The sequence below is a fragment of the Tardiphaga sp. genome (assembly GCF_044336785.1).
In the GTDB taxonomy this organism is placed as follows: domain Bacteria; phylum Pseudomonadota; class Alphaproteobacteria; order Rhizobiales; family Xanthobacteraceae; genus Tardiphaga.
Genome location: NZ_JBIIOT010000001.1, coordinates 148,272 through 162,078 on the forward strand (window position 1 = coordinate 148,272; position 13,807 = coordinate 162,078).

Annotated in this window: 19 protein-coding genes; 9 read left to right on the top strand and 10 right to left on the bottom strand. The window is 63.0% G+C overall.

Features of this window, described 5'->3' with window-relative positions; genetic code table 11:
• Positions 1-5 precede the first annotated feature (5 nt).
• Genes ACIQ2A_RS00775 through ACIQ2A_RS00785 form a run of 3 tightly spaced genes read right to left on the bottom strand, consistent with a single transcriptional unit; the run spans position 6 to position 703 of the window.
• The gene (locus ACIQ2A_RS00775) at positions 6-161 is read right to left on the bottom strand and encodes a type II toxin-antitoxin system RelE/ParE family toxin (RefSeq protein ID WP_398474776.1); all 156 of its coding nucleotides are present in this window, start codon (positions 159-161) and stop codon (positions 6-8) included.
• On the bottom strand, positions 162-329 hold the full coding sequence (locus ACIQ2A_RS00780; protein ID WP_398474703.1) for a hypothetical protein: 168 nt from the start codon (positions 327-329) through the stop codon (positions 162-164).
• A gap of 41 nt (positions 330-370) precedes the next feature.
• On the bottom strand, positions 371-703 hold the full coding sequence (locus tag ACIQ2A_RS00785) for an ArsR/SmtB family transcription factor (protein ID WP_398474705.1): 333 nt from the start codon (positions 701-703) through the stop codon (positions 371-373).
• An 84-nt stretch (positions 704-787) separates the two neighbouring features.
• On the opposite strand from ACIQ2A_RS00785, the gene ACIQ2A_RS00790 reads away from it, so the two are divergent.
• Both ACIQ2A_RS00790 and ACIQ2A_RS00795 read left to right on the top strand, forming a co-directional pair.
• The gene (locus ACIQ2A_RS00790) at positions 788-1,540 is read left to right on the top strand and encodes an SDR family NAD(P)-dependent oxidoreductase (protein WP_398474707.1); all 753 of its coding nucleotides are present in this window, start codon (positions 788-790) and stop codon (positions 1,538-1,540) included.
• A gap of 203 nt (positions 1,541-1,743) precedes the next feature.
• Positions 1,744-2,019, top strand: coding sequence for a hypothetical protein (locus ACIQ2A_RS00795; protein WP_398474709.1), 276 nt, complete (start codon positions 1,744-1,746; stop codon positions 2,017-2,019).
• A 72-nt stretch (positions 2,020-2,091) separates the two neighbouring features.
• Here ACIQ2A_RS00795 and ACIQ2A_RS00800 read toward each other — a convergent pair whose 3' ends face one another.
• Together ACIQ2A_RS00800 and ACIQ2A_RS00805 are read right to left on the bottom strand one after the other, a co-directional pair.
• Entirely contained in the window at positions 2,092-2,481 is a 390-nt protein-coding gene (locus ACIQ2A_RS00800; protein WP_398474711.1) for a hypothetical protein, read from the bottom strand.
• Positions 2,482-2,588: 107 nt separating this feature from the next.
• Positions 2,589-3,419, bottom strand: coding sequence for a transglutaminase family protein (locus ACIQ2A_RS00805; RefSeq protein WP_398474713.1), 831 nt, complete (start codon positions 3,417-3,419; stop codon positions 2,589-2,591).
• A gap of 181 nt (positions 3,420-3,600) precedes the next feature.
• On the opposite strand from ACIQ2A_RS00805, the gene ACIQ2A_RS00810 reads away from it, so the two are divergent.
• From ACIQ2A_RS00810 to ACIQ2A_RS00820, 3 genes are read left to right on the top strand one after another with little or no spacing between them, the layout of a single operon-like run.
• Positions 3,601-3,873 carry a hypothetical protein gene (locus tag ACIQ2A_RS00810; protein ID WP_398474715.1) on the top strand — a complete coding sequence of 91 codons (273 nt, stop codon included), beginning with the start codon at positions 3,601-3,603 and terminating at the stop codon, positions 3,871-3,873.
• Positions 3,863-4,159, top strand: coding sequence for a hypothetical protein (locus ACIQ2A_RS00815; RefSeq protein ID WP_398474717.1), 297 nt, complete (start codon positions 3,863-3,865; stop codon positions 4,157-4,159). Before ACIQ2A_RS00810 ends, ACIQ2A_RS00815 begins: the two co-directional genes overlap by 11 nt.
• 36 nt (positions 4,160-4,195) lie before the next feature.
• Positions 4,196-4,471, top strand: a complete 276-nt coding sequence (locus tag ACIQ2A_RS00820) for a DUF1488 family protein (RefSeq protein ID WP_398474719.1) — start codon at positions 4,196-4,198, stop codon at positions 4,469-4,471.
• 40 nt (positions 4,472-4,511) lie between these two features.
• Here ACIQ2A_RS00820 and ACIQ2A_RS00825 read toward each other — a convergent pair whose 3' ends face one another.
• Positions 4,512-5,660, bottom strand: coding sequence for a DUF2778 domain-containing protein (locus ACIQ2A_RS00825; protein ID WP_398474721.1), 1,149 nt, complete (start codon positions 5,658-5,660; stop codon positions 4,512-4,514).
• Positions 5,661-6,126: 466 nt separating this feature from the next.
• The gene (locus tag ACIQ2A_RS00830; RefSeq protein ID WP_398474723.1) at positions 6,127-6,825 is read right to left on the bottom strand and encodes a DUF899 family protein; all 699 of its coding nucleotides are present in this window, start codon (positions 6,823-6,825) and stop codon (positions 6,127-6,129) included.
• A gap of 130 nt (positions 6,826-6,955) precedes the next feature.
• Here ACIQ2A_RS00830 and ACIQ2A_RS00835 point away from each other — a divergent pair, with 130 nt between their 5' ends.
• The 3 genes from ACIQ2A_RS00835 (at position 6,956) to ACIQ2A_RS00845 (ending at position 9,224) form a co-directional block, all read left to right on the top strand.
• Positions 6,956-7,486 carry a DUF6886 family protein gene (locus tag ACIQ2A_RS00835; protein WP_398474725.1) on the top strand — a complete coding sequence of 177 codons (531 nt, stop codon included), beginning with the start codon at positions 6,956-6,958 and terminating at the stop codon, positions 7,484-7,486.
• 746 nt (positions 7,487-8,232) lie between these two features.
• A complete protein-coding gene (locus ACIQ2A_RS00840) occupies positions 8,233-8,736 on the top strand; it encodes an RrF2 family transcriptional regulator (protein ID WP_398474727.1) in 504 nt (167 codons plus the stop codon).
• A gap of 26 nt (positions 8,737-8,762) precedes the next feature.
• Entirely contained in the window at positions 8,763-9,224 is a 462-nt protein-coding gene (locus ACIQ2A_RS00845; protein ID WP_398474729.1) for a carboxymuconolactone decarboxylase family protein, read from the top strand.
• A gap of 189 nt (positions 9,225-9,413) precedes the next feature.
• Here ACIQ2A_RS00845 and ACIQ2A_RS00850 read toward each other — a convergent pair whose 3' ends face one another.
• Positions 9,414-10,403 carry a Bug family tripartite tricarboxylate transporter substrate binding protein gene (locus ACIQ2A_RS00850; protein WP_398474731.1) on the bottom strand — a complete coding sequence of 330 codons (990 nt, stop codon included), beginning with the start codon at positions 10,401-10,403 and terminating at the stop codon, positions 9,414-9,416.
• A 361-nt stretch (positions 10,404-10,764) separates the two neighbouring features.
• Between ACIQ2A_RS00850 and phhA the strand changes: the two genes are divergently transcribed.
• Positions 10,765-11,634, top strand: a complete 870-nt coding sequence (gene phhA, locus ACIQ2A_RS00855; RefSeq protein WP_398474733.1) for a phenylalanine 4-monooxygenase — start codon at positions 10,765-10,767, stop codon at positions 11,632-11,634.
• A gap of 124 nt (positions 11,635-11,758) precedes the next feature.
• Here the strand turns inward: phhA and ACIQ2A_RS00860 are convergent, their stop codons facing one another.
• Both ACIQ2A_RS00860 and ACIQ2A_RS00865 read right to left on the bottom strand, forming a co-directional pair.
• Positions 11,759-12,223 (bottom strand): helix-turn-helix domain-containing protein, encoded by a 465-nt coding sequence (locus tag ACIQ2A_RS00860; protein ID WP_398474735.1) that lies wholly within the window; start codon positions 12,221-12,223, stop codon positions 11,759-11,761.
• A gap of 91 nt (positions 12,224-12,314) precedes the next feature.
• Positions 12,315-13,802 carry a glycosyltransferase family 39 protein gene (locus ACIQ2A_RS00865; RefSeq protein WP_398474778.1) on the bottom strand — a complete coding sequence of 496 codons (1,488 nt, stop codon included), beginning with the start codon at positions 13,800-13,802 and terminating at the stop codon, positions 12,315-12,317.
• Between the last annotated feature and the right edge of the window lie 5 nt (positions 13,803-13,807).

The following is a 13,807-nucleotide window of genomic DNA, read 5'->3' on the forward strand; positions in this document are numbered from 1 at the left end:
ATTCCTTACCTGACATCCCGTGCACGCTGCCGGGCGAGCGCAAGTTCGCGCGTTGGCGTCTTCTGCGTCTTCTTGATGAAAGCCCGCACCACAACAACGCGCCGGCCCGACGCCGTGACGTAGATCGCACGCGAAATGCCGTCGCGGCCGGTGATCCGCAGCTACCACAGCCTGTCTTCGAGATGCTTGACGCTGTCGCGGGGTAACGCCTCGAAGCCAAGCTGTTCGATGAGTTCGGTCAAACGAACAAAGCGCGCCCGCATGTCTGCGGGCAACGCTGCGATCTCCGAGTCCACGGTCGAGTTGAGCGTCTCAACAACCCATCGCATGATCCGGTATTATCGCAAAAAAGAGATACCGTCCACGGCGGTTACGCGCTTGGAGTTGCGTCACTCATCGAATGCGCCAGGATCGCCATCAGCAGCCCCGGAAACCGCGCCTCGATATCTGCCGCCCGCACCGTGTTCTGATGCTCCACGCCCTTCTTGCTGGTTTGCACCAAGCCGGCCTCGCGCAGCACGCGAAAATGGTTCGACAATGTGGACTTGGCGATGGTCGGGCATGGCGAGGCCGCCGTGCAGGACAGGCAGCCGCTCTCCTGCAACAGGCCGCGGACGATCTGCAGCCGGATGGGATCGGCCAGCGCGGACAGCACGCCTGCTAGCGTGATGTCTTTCGTCGCGGGGTGAACGAACTGTGCCATGAAAAAAGATATAGGCGCCCCCTTGCGCTTGTTCAATAGTCCCATACTTCCGAACTACTGAAGCACCCAATAGGGATCACGATCATGACCAAGACATTCGAAGGCAAAGTGGTGCTGGTGACCGGCGCATCGAAGGGAATCGGCGCCGAGATCGCCATTCAGCTGGCCGCGGCTGGCGCTGCGGTCGGCGTCAATTATGCGTCGAGCAAGGCTGGCGCCGACAAGGTCGTGGCCGCCATCACGGCGAAGGGCGGCAAGGCGGTCGCGGTGCATGGCGATCTCTCCTCATCGGGCGGCGCTGCAGCGGCCGTGGCCGAGACGGTCAAGGCGTTCGGGCCGATCGACATCCTGGTCAACAATGCAGGCATCTACGCTTTCTCCCCGCTCGACGGCATCACGCCGGAGCACTTTCACAGCCAGTTCGGCGTGAACGTGCTGGGGTTGCTGCAGGCCTCGCAGGAGGCCGTGCGGCATTTCAATCCGAATGGCGGCAGCATCATCAATATCTCGTCGGGCGTCTCGACGATGGCACCGCCGAACAGCGCGGTCTACACCGCCACCAAGGCGTCGGTGGATGCCATCACATCGGTGCTGTCGAAAGAACTCGCGCCGAAGAAGATCCGTGTCAATGCGGTCAATCCCGGCATGATCGTCACCGAAGGCGTGGTGTCGGCCGGTTTTCATGAAGGCGAGATGCGCAACTGGGTCGAGAGCGTGACGCCGCTCGGCCGCGTCGGCAAGGTTGAAGAGATCGCGTCGGTGGTGGCGTTCCTCGCATCGGATGCAGCGTCTTACGTGACGGGCGAGACTCTGCATGTCACGGGTGGCGCGCGATAATCAAACGCGCCGACATTCGCTCCGAAGCAGACGGAAGCTCCGGCAGCGATGCCGGGGCTTTTCGGTTCTGAAGGACACGTGCGAGCGGCATCGTCACACACGCCCCCTTCCCGCCGCATTTTCTTCAGCTTCGGTTCATTCGAAACACGTAACTCTCGCGCATGCGCCGATAACCTTATCGGCCTGCGTCAAGGAGAATAACCGTGAAGAAATTTGCTTTTGCCATTGCCGCTGCCGCCGCGATTGGTCTGGCCTCGCTTGTCTCGCCTGCGTCTGCGACGACAATCACCATCGACAAGACGAATGTCGCGGCGCCGCTCACGGACTTCTCGTCGCAGCATCGCCACTATCACGGCCGTCCGCATCACGCTGGCCGCACCACCATCATTCGTCGCGGTCCGGTCTGCACCGTGCGCACGGTCGTGAAGCGTGGCCCTTATGGGCGTCGCGTCGTGAACAAGGTTCGAGTCTGCCGCTAAGCGTCGGCTTGCGCGCATAGGATAAAGGCGGCGCAGATCAGCGCCGCCTTTATCATTTCCGGCTCGCGTCGCTCACTCGTCGTCGGGCTCGGGTCCCGGCGGCACCTGTGGCATGGATGGATTCTGCGGGCGCTGCGGTGCCGATGGCTGCATGCGATCACGCGTCGGCGCTTGGCCGCGTGTGACCTGATTGGGTGCGGCGGCCTGCTGGGGATAAAACACGTCGTAGCAGGCGCGACTCAATCGTGGCCCTGCGGCGCGCAAGCAATTCTCCACGCGGCCCTCATCAGGCATCGACGTCGCACACAGTTTGAACGCGTCGGGCATGCAGGCCTCGCGCTGCGCCTCGGTGCCACCCTGCGCATGCGCCGTGGCAACGGTTCCGATCATCATGGCTGCCGCCATCATGGTGGATGCGAGCTTCGAGACATTTGTATTCAAGGTCACAGTATTCGAGGCCATGGTCGGGTGTCCTCCGCGCTTGTGACAAATCAAATTCATCACCCCGCTCTCAGTTCCCCCATATGCCCGCGCATGGCTGCTGAAAATGGCGGCGTTTCGCCCGCGAATCAATTCGGGCGCGGCGCGACGCCTTCATCGACTTCGTCGGTCCATACCTTGAAGCTCAGCAGCGTATTCGGCCCGAATGTCTGCGTGATCGGAACATCGGCCGCATCGCGGCCCTGGGCGATCAGCACGCGGCCGATGCGCGGGATGTTGTTGCGGGCATCGAATGTATGCCAGGCGCCGCCGAGATAGGCCTCGAACCAGCCGGCAAAGTCGCCATCGGCCCACGGCTTCGGCATGCCGATATCGCCGAGATAGCCGGTACAATAGCGCGCAGGAATATTCATGCAGCGGCAGAATGTGATGGCGAGATGCGCGTAATCGCGGCACACGCCCTTGCCTTCGTTATAAACATCAAACGCGGTCATGGTGGCGCGGGCATCCATGTAGTTGAAGGCGATGTGATTGTGCACGAAATCGCAGATCGCCTGCACGCGCGCCCAGCCCGGTTCGGTTTTCTCAAACAGTTGCCACGCGGTCTCCGACAGCCGATCGGTCTCGCAATAGCGGCTGCCGAGCAGATAGACGATGGTCTCCGCCGGCAGATCTTCCACCGCATGCTGAAATGCCCCCGGCACGATGGCATCGGGCTTGCCGCTGTCATTGACGATGCCATCCGCGGTCAGCCGCATCCGACCGGCCGGCGCCACGATGCGGCTGCACCAATTGCCGAAGCCATCGCGATAGGGCGTGATCGGCACGGCAGGCTCGGTGACCAGGAAATCCGGCACGATGACGTCCGACATCCGGGTGAAATGCGTGCCCATCACGATCAGCATCGGCGTGGCCTGCGGGAAATCATAGACCATCTCGTAGCCGACGCGGATCTTCATGCGATGCACCTCATGCGAATTGCCTCATTGCTTCAACAGCATGCACAGTTCTCTCCGGCAATTGCGAGCATAAAGCGCGGCATGGCAGCGCGATTGATCCTGCTGCCCAGAAATAGATAGCTAATCGCCACGAATAGGCGCACCGTCATGCGATGCCAGACCTTTACAGCGGTGCGCGCGCATGACGACCAGATCGCGGCGCGAAAGCATCACGTTCAAGCATCCGTTTCGGCTGACCAGCATCGACCGGCTGCTTCCCGCTGGCACTTACGATGTCGTCACCGATGAAGAGATGATCGAAGGCCTGTCCTTTGCAAGCTATCGGCGCACAGCCACAATGATCACGGTGCCTTGCGCGCCGCCGCATGGCAATTCCATGGAGATGATTTCCATCGGCTCGATCGAACTGTCCGATGCGCAGCGCATCGATGCGAGCGTGCCCGATGACGGATGAGCCCGTCGAACTCGACAGCCGCCGCGGCATGGCCGCGCAGAAGGCGACCGATCTGCGCCGGGCGCTAGCGGATGTCGAAGCGAACGCGAAAGACTTGCGCGATCGCCAGAGCGAGATCGAAGTGCAATTGCTCGCCACGCGCGCGAGTACCTGGCCGGAAGCAGCTGCCAATGCGCGCTACGTTCTCAATCTCTACGCCGCGTCGCTCGGTCCGCAGGACACCCGCCATCGCGACCTGATTGCCATGGTGCTCGACGATTTCACGCGGCTTGCCGAGAGCAACTGATCCTGCAGGCAGCAAACGACAATAAAGGAGGCCATGATGGCCCTCACCAGCGGCGCTTATCAGAGCTTTGACGATGACCGGGGTGTCGTACGCTTCTCGATGATGAACGCAGAGGCGGAGGTCGCTTGCGCCATCTCGACATCGGCCATGGACGATCTCGATCAATCGAGCCGCACGAAGCCGGAGCAGCGCGAAGAACAATTCCTGCGGCTGCGCGATCGCATCGAGGACAGCGCGAACAAGAAATTCGAGAAGAACGAGTTCGAAGGAACGCCGCGCGGAATCATCTTGCGCAGTGTCGATTTTCGCTGAGCGTGATCAGCGGGCGCGCGCGCAAGGCTCAAGCCAGAACTTAGTCGAGCTTGGCGACAACCACGATGCGCTTCACTTCACCGCGGCGATAGGCCTGGATGAACTTGTCGTATTCCTTGAAGGAAATGCAGCCGTTGGAGTCGCCGTTCGGCCCGAGCAGGTAGCTGTGGGTCAGGAGACCATTGCGGCCATAGATGGCGCTCTCGCCGCCGATGGGCGTCATGCGCAGCGCGGGCACTCCGTGGAAGAGAGCTTCGCGTGGCTTGAGATCGTAGATGTGCGGCGGCGTCACGCCGCGCATGCGCTCATGGGCGTAGGACGGATTGTCCATGCGCGAGCCGAGACCGGAATGGGCTTCCAGCCGCGTGCCGTCGGGCATGTAGACGCGCTTTGCGGTGATGTCATAGACGGCCGTCAGACGATCGATTTCGCCGGGCTGGTCGGCGGCTGGCTCGGCATCCTGGCCATTCGGCAGCACGCCGCCGTCATGGCCGGCATAAGCGAGCACCGGGCCGTTCTTCGGCGCGCTGCCGCCGAACAGTTTTTCGAAGATGTTGAGGCTGGCGTTCTTCGGCTGCGAGGCCAGCGCCATGCGGGCGCGCTGCACCAGTGCGTCATGACCATAAGCGCCGCCCTTCGGCGTCGGCGCCTGTGCGGTCTGCTGATTGCCTTGTGATGTCTCGCGCGCATCCTGCGGACGCACGGCGGGCATCGGGATGCTGGCAATGAGTTGCTTCACCGTCGGCGACGGCTGCATCAGGGCGACTTCCTGCGACTTCACAGCAGGCGCAGGCACGGTCGGCTGATCGGCAACGCGGCGCGCGAAACGATCCGGCGAGGCGCCCATGGAATTCGGCGCGAACCAGGCGACCTGTCCGCGATCCTGCTTCGGTGCCGCCATCGGCGCGGAGCCAGCCAGCGGCGTGCGGCGTGCAGGCTCGAAACGGTCGGAGAAATTGGCGTTGGCTTCGGTGCGCTGATTGAAGCGCTCCGCGAAGGACGAGTTACCGACACCGGAATCGGGACCGAGGCTTGCAGTCACCATCGCCGGTTCGAGTTCGCCGGAGTGGAAAAGCTTACCGGCGAGCGTCCATCCGCCGGTGAGAGCAACCGCTGCCAATGCGGCGCCTGCCCAGAAGAACGTGCGTGAATTGGTCGACCGGGAATTGTTGGAAAGCGTGTTCGTCACTGCCTGGCCTTGGCGAGAGGGCGCTCGGGAATTCAACGCTCGTCCACGATTACTCATACGCCTGACGTCCACACAAAATGACTGCGCGTCCCGGGAGACTTGCGCCAGTGGACCAAACCATCCACGGCAGCAATCCCGCAGGAATGCGAAGCGCCATTAAGGCGAGTTTTAGTTAAATGCGGATTAATCGGAAGATCCCCACCAAGTCCCCATCGGCGTCTAAAAGCCTGCCAATAATGGCCTTTTTGCGTGCCAGGTGAAGAGAAATTAACGTGCCTGCGGTGGTTTTTTACGTCCCGTTTCGGGACACAAATCCCCGGCCTCGTCGGCACCCATCCGGCCTGACGCACTCAATTCTGAGGGAACTTTAGCCGTCGCGCCTTGTCTGGAACTGTTCTGCGCGATTGGCAACCGATCCAGCCGCCGTCACAATCCGCCGGATCACAAGCTCAAGCTGCTGAATTTGTTAATAATTCAGCTTTGGATACCAGTCGGTTCCACGCCCTTCCGGGGTGCAATCGAGGATGGTCCAGATCGGCATCAGGTCGGGGGCGCCGCGGGGGTCCTGGCCGGGATCGGCCGTGGCGCCACTCATCTCCCCGGCCCAGAAGTGCCGGATGGAACCGTCCCGGCGGGTGAAGACATTGAACGCGGCGTCGTCCCCGCCCTCCTTGGTCAGCCCGAAATAGTCCCGGCTGAAGTCCCCGGACGGGTCGGAATACAACGGCAGATGGTGCCAGCCGCGCTCGCGCTTGAACGCCGTGAGTCGCGCGATGGGCGAGCGCGCGATCACGGCCAGGGCGACGCGCTGGGTGATGTCGGGCACCTCGCCATCCCAGGCCGACAGCAGCGAGGTGCACATCGGGCATGGCCGCTCGCGTTGTGGGCCGAACATGTAGGAGTAGGTCACCAGCGTCTGCTTGTCGCCGAACAGGCCTTCGAAGGATACCGGGCCACTCTCGCCGATGAATTGATAGTTGGCCGTCACCGCCCCGCCATCGGGCAGCGTGCGGCGCATCTCCGCGACTCGCTCGATATGGCGGCGCAATTCGATCTCCTCGACCAGCAGCGCATTGCGCGCGGCGCGATAATCAGTGCTTTCATTGGGGAAGCGATAGGTGTTCGACGTCACGAGGTCGGCGGCGGGGGTCAGGGTACCGGTCATGACATATCCTCCGTAAGCGGGTTGAACGTGCCGTGATTGGAAGACGTTCCGGAACCAGACTTGCCGACACACGCGTGAAAAGAGATCGCAAGGATTGACGCCTCAGGCGCACCTGTCATTGAGTGCGCGGATGCGCCTGTTCCATTTCAGCCCCCAGAGCAATATCGACGTCGTGATGCCGCAGCCCGATCCGCAAGGGGTTGCCGAGCCACTGGTGTGGGCGATCGATGACTGGCATCAGGCGATGTATCTGTTTCCGCGTGATTGCCCGCGGGTCTTCGTCTGGCCAACCGAGGCGACGACGCCGGAATATCTCACCGCCTACAAGAAGATGACGTCCTGCCGCATGGTCGCGCATATCGAGCTCGGCTGGCTCGACCGCCTCTCGCAGATCACCATCTATCGCTACGAGCTTGCGCCCGATGGCTTCGAGTCACTGGGCAATGCAGGCATGTGGGTGTCGCCTGCACCGACCATGCCGATCAATGTCGAGCGCATCGACAATATCGAAAAGGCCCTGAGCGATGCCGGCGTCGAACTGCGCGTGCTGTCCTCGCTGAAGACGCTGGAGCCGCTGTGGGAGACCTCGCTGCATGTGAGCGGCATCGGGCTGGGGAACGCGAAGGATGCGCCGATCCGGCGGCCGAAATTGGTGAATTGAGAGATTATTTCTTCTCCCTCCCCACTGCGCGTGGCTGCGCCACGCTTGAGGGAGGGAGCACAACGGTCCGCGCGCGACTTCCTGATCGACCTGTCAAACAGCCACGCTCTCGCAGTCTCGCGGCGCTCGTGGCGTCCGAGGTGTGAGCAGGTCTCCCCTCGCAGACATGAGGGGAGGTGGCACGCCGCAAGGCGCACGTGAGTGGACTTGACGCTGCCCCTGCCTGCTGGATCGCCAGCAAGCCTGAGCCGCGCAACGCCTTACGGCGCGCCACCGCGACGTCTTGTTAGTCGAAGGACCGTTCTTCCGGGTACTGGGCACTCCCATCGGGAGTCATCCGACGGATTTCTCCGCCTTCGCCCGCACCACGTCCAGCCGCGCTAGCGGCAGGGCCCCGTATTGGGCCCGGACGGTGACCCTCGACCACCCGAGTGCGAGAGGCTGCGTTTGCCTCAAGCCCGCAGGCGCCGCATCTACGTTCCGCTCAAAAGACGCCTCATGAGAGCGCCCCTCACCGAACGAGACGGGAGGGATCATGATGAATATGGGAATTTTGTCAAGAACAAAATAAGAACAAATGGCTTTGACCCGTAGGGCGGATGAGCGCAGCGTCATCCGCCGGCCGAGGTTATGGCTGAAACTCCGCGGCGGATGACGGCTTCGCCTCATCCGCCCTACGCCCACACATTGACATGCGAACTAATCACGGACAATAAATATCCATGATTAGTTGAAGGCGTCTCCCGATGAAGATGAGCGATGGTGTCGAGCAGGCCATTCACAGCGTGGCCATGATGGCGGGACTCACCAGTGATGGCGTGCTGTCGGCGGCCGCACTCGCCGACTTCCACGGTGTCTCCACCAGCTATCTGCTGAAGCACCTGCAGGCGCTGTCGGGCGCCGGCATTGTCGCAGCGAAGCCAGGCCCGACCGGCGGCTATCGCCTCGCCCGCGCGCCACAGGACATCACGCTGCTCGATCTGGTGCTCGCCATCGAAGGCACGGCGCCCGCGTTTCGCTGCGCCGAGATCCGCCAGCGCGGTCCCAATCCGCTGCCGGGCAAGCCGAAAGCGCCCTGCTCCATCAATGCCGCGATGCTGCGCGCCGAGCGCGTCTATCGCGACGAACTGGCAAAAGTCACCCTCGCCGATGTGCTCGGCGATCTCCGGTCCAAGGACAGCGATGGCGCGATCGCCGCGCGCGGTTGCGCCTTTCTCGAACTCAACGAACGGCGCCGCAGCGCCAACTGATCTCACTTAACCGAAGGAGAACTGTCATGTCACCGCGTATCAACTTCGCCAAGGCCTCCCCCGACGCCTACAAGGCCGTCTACAATCTCGACCGCTATGTGGTGAAGGAGAGCGGCCTCGAGCCCGCGATCATCCATCTCATCAAGCTGCGCGCCTCGATCATCAATGGCTGCGCCTATTGCGTGGACATGCATGTGAAGGAGTCGCGGCACGACGGGCTCAGCGAGCAGTGGATCAATCTCGTCTCGGTGTGGCACGAGGCGACGCTTTACACGCCGCGCGAACGCGCGCTGCTCGCCTGGGTCGATGCGGTCACGCTGATCGCACAGACGCGCGCGCCGGACGACGCCTATGACGAACTCCGCAAGCATTTTTCCGACGACGAATGCGTGAAGATCACCACGGCCATCGGCGCCATCAATGTGTGGAACAGGCTGGCGGTCGCATTTCGTGCGCCGCATCCGATCGATGCGAAGGCGGCGGCGTAAGACGTCGGGTGGGCGACGGCGCGAAGCGACGTGCCCACCATTTCGCACGCGACCGACAATGGTGGGCACGCTTGCGCCGTCGCGCTTCGCGCTATGGCGGACAAGTCGCTTTGCCCACCCTACAGAAAACGAGAAGGGCCGGGTTGAAATTCAACCCGGCCCTTCTTCATTTCATAGCTAGACCGAAGCTCAATACAGCTTGGCGCCGGCGGCATCCACGACCTTGCCCCAGCGGACATGGTCATCCTTGATGGTCCTGGCGAAGGCTTCGCGGGTCGAGGTGGTGACGTCGAGGCCCTGCGCTTCCAGGCGTTCTTTCACATCCGGCAGCGCGCCGATGCGGACCACTTCGGCATTCAGGCGATCAACGATGGCGTCGGGCGTCCCGGCCGGCACCACGAGCCCGAACCAGCTATCGACGACGAAGTCCTTCACGCCGGCTTCAGCAGCGGTCGGCACGTTCGGCAGTTGCGGCGAACGCTCGCGGCTGGTGACGAGCAGACCCTTCACCTTGCCGTCGCGGATCTGCGGGGCAAGCACAGTAAGCGTATCGAAGGACAGGTTGACCTGATTGCCGAGCAGCGCATTCACCGCAGGTGCCGAGCCCTTGAACGGGACGTGCAGCAGATCGGTGTCGGTGAGGCTCTTGAACAGTTCACCGCTCAGATGGCACAGCGTGCCGGGGCCGCAGGACGAATAGGTGAACTTGCCGGGCTCGCGCTTGGCAGCCGCCACCAGTTCCTTGACGTTCGACACCGGCGCGTCGGGACTGGCGGCGAGCACATAGGGCACCGAGGTCAGGATCGAGACCGGGGTGAAGCTCTTGAACGGGTCGAACTGCACCTTGGTGTTGATATGCGGCAGGATGGTGAGCTGACCGGCCGGCGCCAGCGACAGCGTGTAGCCATCGGGATCGGCCTTGGCGACGGCTTCGGCCGCAATCGCTGTGCCCGCACCGGCCTTGTTCTCGACCACCACGGTCTGCTTCAGGGATTCACCGAGCTTGTCGGCGAACACGCGCGCCGAAATATCGGCGGCGCCGCCCGGCGGGAACGGGACCACGAGCTTGATCGGACGGCTCGGCCAGACGTCAGCCGCACAGGCTGCACCAATGCCGGTGGTCAGCATGACCGAGGCGAGAGCAGCAGAGAGAAGCCGGGACAACAAAGCGGAGCGCACGATCGTGATCCTTTGGTTGAAAGACGTTGTTTCGCTGCCGCCTGCAGACACAATCGCGCGGTCCCGCTCGCGTGAGCAGGTGGCAGAAGCCGGCAATGGTGGCTGTTTTTGCTGCCGCCGTGAGCGCCTTGCGGCACATCCGACAGCTTCGGAAGCAGCTTTGTTAGCTAGCTAAAAATGTCATCGGGCCACCGTTTCGGCAAGGAAACCGCCTTGCAAATGCAGGCCCGGGCTTGGTGGATCGCTATCGTGCCGCCAGTCGGAGAAAGAAATTCTTTCTTTCTGCCTATTCGGCAGGCGGAGGCGACCGGGAACCAACGGCCGGCGGCGCCGTAGACTCGCGCTGGCACCGGAGCGAGTCATGACCACGCTGGATCAATCGACCGGAAAGAACCGCTATCTCGTCGCGCCCCGCCGCGCCGACTTCACGCTTGATCAGGACTGGACGTCCTATTCCGCTGCCGAGCACGACCGCTGGGACCGGCTGTTCGCCCGCGCGCAGACCGTCTTGCGCGGCCGCGCCTGCCACGAATTCCTGAGCGCCCTGCAGAAGCTGCAGCTCTCCGAGGGCGGCATTCCCGACATGGCCAAACTGAGCGCACGGTTGATGCCGCTGACGGGCTGGCAGGTGGTGCCCGTCGCGGAGCTGGTGCCGGACGAGGTGTTCTTCGACCATCTCGCCAACCGCCGCTTCCCGGCCGGCGCCTTCATCCGTCCGGAAAGCGAGATGGACTATCTGCAGGAGCCGGACATCTTTCACGACGTGTTCGGCCATGTGCCCTTGCTGGCCAATCCCGTCTATGCGGATTTCATGGAAGCCTATGGCAAAGGCGGCCAGCGGGCGATGGCGCTCGGCCAGCTGAAGAACCTGGCGCGGCTGTATTGGTACACGATCGAGTTCGGACTGATGAAGAGTGCGGATGGCCTGCGTATCTTCGGCGCCGGCATCCTGTCGTCAGCGACGGAGTCCGTGTTCGCGCTGGAAGACCCCTCGCCCAACCGCATCGCCTTCGATCTCGAACGGGTGATGCGGACGGATTATATCATCGACGATTTCCAGCAGACCTATTTCGTGATCGAGAGTTTCGAAACGCTGCTGGAGGAGAGCTATCGCGACTTTGGCGCGCTCTATGCGCGGCTGGCGAAGGCACAAGACATCGCGGCCGATGCAGTGATCCCGGAGGATCACGTTATCGGCCGCGGGACGCTGGAATATTTCAGAAAGACGTGAGCCGCGAATGCGTAGGATGGGTGGAGCGAAGCGATACCCATCACAACAAGTACGAAGCATGTGGTGATGGGTATCGCTCCGGCGCTATGCGCCTGCGCTCAACCCATCCTACAAGCGCCGCGCTTCACCCATTCATCGACTGAATACGAAACTTCGCCGGCGACACGCCGAAGCGGCGGCGGAAGCTGCGGTGGAAATAGGACAGCTCGTTGAACCCGCAGCTGCCGGCGACTTCGCTGATCTTCAGCACGCATTGCCGATCTTCGGTGAGCATGCGGCGCGCCTTGTCGAGGCGGAGCTGCATGATGCGATCGGTGATGCTGAGGCCGGAGCCCTGCAGCAGATCCTGCACGTAGCGGACGGACAGACCAAGCTTCTCGGCGACCACGCGGGTCGAGAACTGCTGGTCGGCAAAGCTCTCATTGATCTGGTTGATGACGCTGGCGATACGCGCGCCGCGCAGGCCGCCGACATCGGTCAGGTTGACGACATCCGGCTGCGTGGGGGCTGCCGATGGGCTGTCCTGCAAAGGCGCCCGGTTGGTCGTGAAGTCGGAGTGGTTGCTGAAAGCAAGCTGTGTGTTGTCCATTTTCCCAATCACCGCCCATGTCTGTGTGCGGTTATGGGTCGTCGCCCCCCGGACGAAGGTTCAATCCTGCTCGCAATTTTCTTGGACGAGCTTAACGGCCGCCGAGTTCCGGCGGCAGTGAGCGATCGAATACCTCACCGGTCGGGCCTTCGAGCAGGTCGAGCTCGACATCCTCGATCACCAGCGGGCCACGCTTGCGCGTGAGGTCGGCGACCTTTTCCACGCGACTGAAGGTCCCGCGCCAGTCGGGATCGTTCATCAGGCCGGGGCTCGCGACCAGCAATAGCTTGCCGGCCAGTTGCTGCGCAGATGGCTCGGGCATGTTGATCCAGCGAATGCGTTGACCACGCTGGGCCACACAGGTGCCTTTCGGCAGGTAAAACATCAGCCAGCTCGTGGTTCCATAGTCCGGCCCCAGCACGCAGGTGGCGCCGGTGCGCTGGCGGACGGCCTCGATCTCGGCGGCGAGTTCGGGGAAGCCGACGCCGATGCTGCGCACGGTGGCATCGCGCTTGTAGCCGGACAGGAGGCCGGTATTGGCCTGGACCACCAGTGCCACGAACATCACGGCGCCGACCGGCGTGGCCCAGCGCAGACAGGTCTCGACGGTGCGCTGTGCCCGGCCCTGCCACCGCACCATGGTGGCAGCGACGGCGGCGGCGATGGCGAAGGCGGGATAGATCGGCGCGAACCAGTTGGCCTCGACCCGCGCATGCAGCGCGTGCCAGGCGAAATACAGCGCGATGACCCAGACCATGGCGCTGACCAGCACCCGCGCCGACAGCGCGCCGGACGGACGGCGGGCCAGCGCGTAGAGGCCCATGGTGCCGAGAATGAAGACCAAAGGCGTCGCGAAGATGAACTGGGTCGGGATCAGCTCGGCGATATAGGCGGCCCTGAACTCATCGATCCGGGCGCGGCCGAGCTGCTTGATGAACGACACCCACTGGTGATCGGCATTCCACAACAGCACCGGCGAGAACACCGCGAAGGCGGTGATGCCGCCGAGATAGGGCCAAAGCGAGATCAGCCAGCGGCGGTTGTTTGGCACGGCGACGAGCCAGATCAGGATCGCGGCGCCGAAGAACAGTGCGGTGTATTTCGACAGCAGCGCGAGGCCGACGGCGACGCCGACCGCGAGCCACCAGACGCCCCGCCCTGTCGCGGCGACCTGCGCCAGTGCGAGAATGACGAAGCTCGATGCGACCAATAGCGGCGCATCGGGTGTCACGATCATCAGGCCGACCGAGACGATCATGGTCGCATTGAGCAGCAGCATCGCAGACACCGCGATGCGCTTGCCGCCGAACAGGAGCTCCGTGGCCCGATAGATCGCCCAGCTCATGGGCAGCGTGAGCAGCACGGAGAACAGGCGGACGCCGAGCGGCGTATCGCCGGCGATCAGGGTGCCGATGCGGATGACGACGGCGACCATCGGCGGGTGATCGTAATAGCCGCCGGCGAGATGCTTCGACCAGGTCCAGTAATAGGCTTCGTCGAAGGTCAGCGGCGTCCATGCGGAGGCTGCGAGGCGCAACAACACGAGGCCGATGACCACGGCAAACGCGCCGCGGACCATGCGCG

Bases quoted from the DNA above. Each gene is read 5' to 3' on its own strand.
- ACIQ2A_RS00780 (WP_398474703.1), bottom strand. From the start codon at position 329: ATGCGATGGGTTGTTGAGACGCTCAACTCGACCGTGGACTCGGAGATC.
- ACIQ2A_RS00785 (WP_398474705.1), bottom strand. From the start codon at position 703: ATGGCACAGTTCGTTCACCCCGCGACGAAAGACATCACGCTAGCAGGC.
- ACIQ2A_RS00790 (WP_398474707.1), top strand. From the start codon at position 788: ATGACCAAGACATTCGAAGGCAAAGTGGTGCTGGTGACCGGCGCATCG.
- ACIQ2A_RS00800 (WP_398474711.1), bottom strand. From the start codon at position 2,481: ATGGCCTCGAATACTGTGACCTTGAATACAAATGTCTCGAAGCTCGCA.
- ACIQ2A_RS00805 (WP_398474713.1), bottom strand. From the start codon at position 3,419: ATGAAGATCCGCGTCGGCTACGAGATGGTCTATGATTTCCCGCAGGCC.
- ACIQ2A_RS00810 (WP_398474715.1), top strand. From the start codon at position 3,601: ATGACGACCAGATCGCGGCGCGAAAGCATCACGTTCAAGCATCCGTTT.
- ACIQ2A_RS00815 (WP_398474717.1), top strand. From the start codon at position 3,863: ATGACGGATGAGCCCGTCGAACTCGACAGCCGCCGCGGCATGGCCGCG.
- ACIQ2A_RS00820 (WP_398474719.1), top strand. From the start codon at position 4,196: ATGGCCCTCACCAGCGGCGCTTATCAGAGCTTTGACGATGACCGGGGT.
- ACIQ2A_RS00830 (WP_398474723.1), bottom strand. From the start codon at position 6,825: ATGACCGGTACCCTGACCCCCGCCGCCGACCTCGTGACGTCGAACACC.
- ACIQ2A_RS00835 (WP_398474725.1), top strand. From the start codon at position 6,956: ATGCGCCTGTTCCATTTCAGCCCCCAGAGCAATATCGACGTCGTGATG.
- ACIQ2A_RS00840 (WP_398474727.1), top strand. From the start codon at position 8,233: ATGAAGATGAGCGATGGTGTCGAGCAGGCCATTCACAGCGTGGCCATG.
- ACIQ2A_RS00845 (WP_398474729.1), top strand. From the start codon at position 8,763: ATGTCACCGCGTATCAACTTCGCCAAGGCCTCCCCCGACGCCTACAAG.
- phhA (WP_398474733.1), top strand. From the start codon at position 10,765: ATGACCACGCTGGATCAATCGACCGGAAAGAACCGCTATCTCGTCGCG.
- ACIQ2A_RS00860 (WP_398474735.1), bottom strand. From the start codon at position 12,223: ATGGACAACACACAGCTTGCTTTCAGCAACCACTCCGACTTCACGACC.
- ACIQ2A_RS00865 (WP_398474778.1), bottom strand. From the start codon at position 13,802: ATGGTCCGCGGCGCGTTTGCCGTGGTCATCGGCCTCGTGTTGTTGCGC.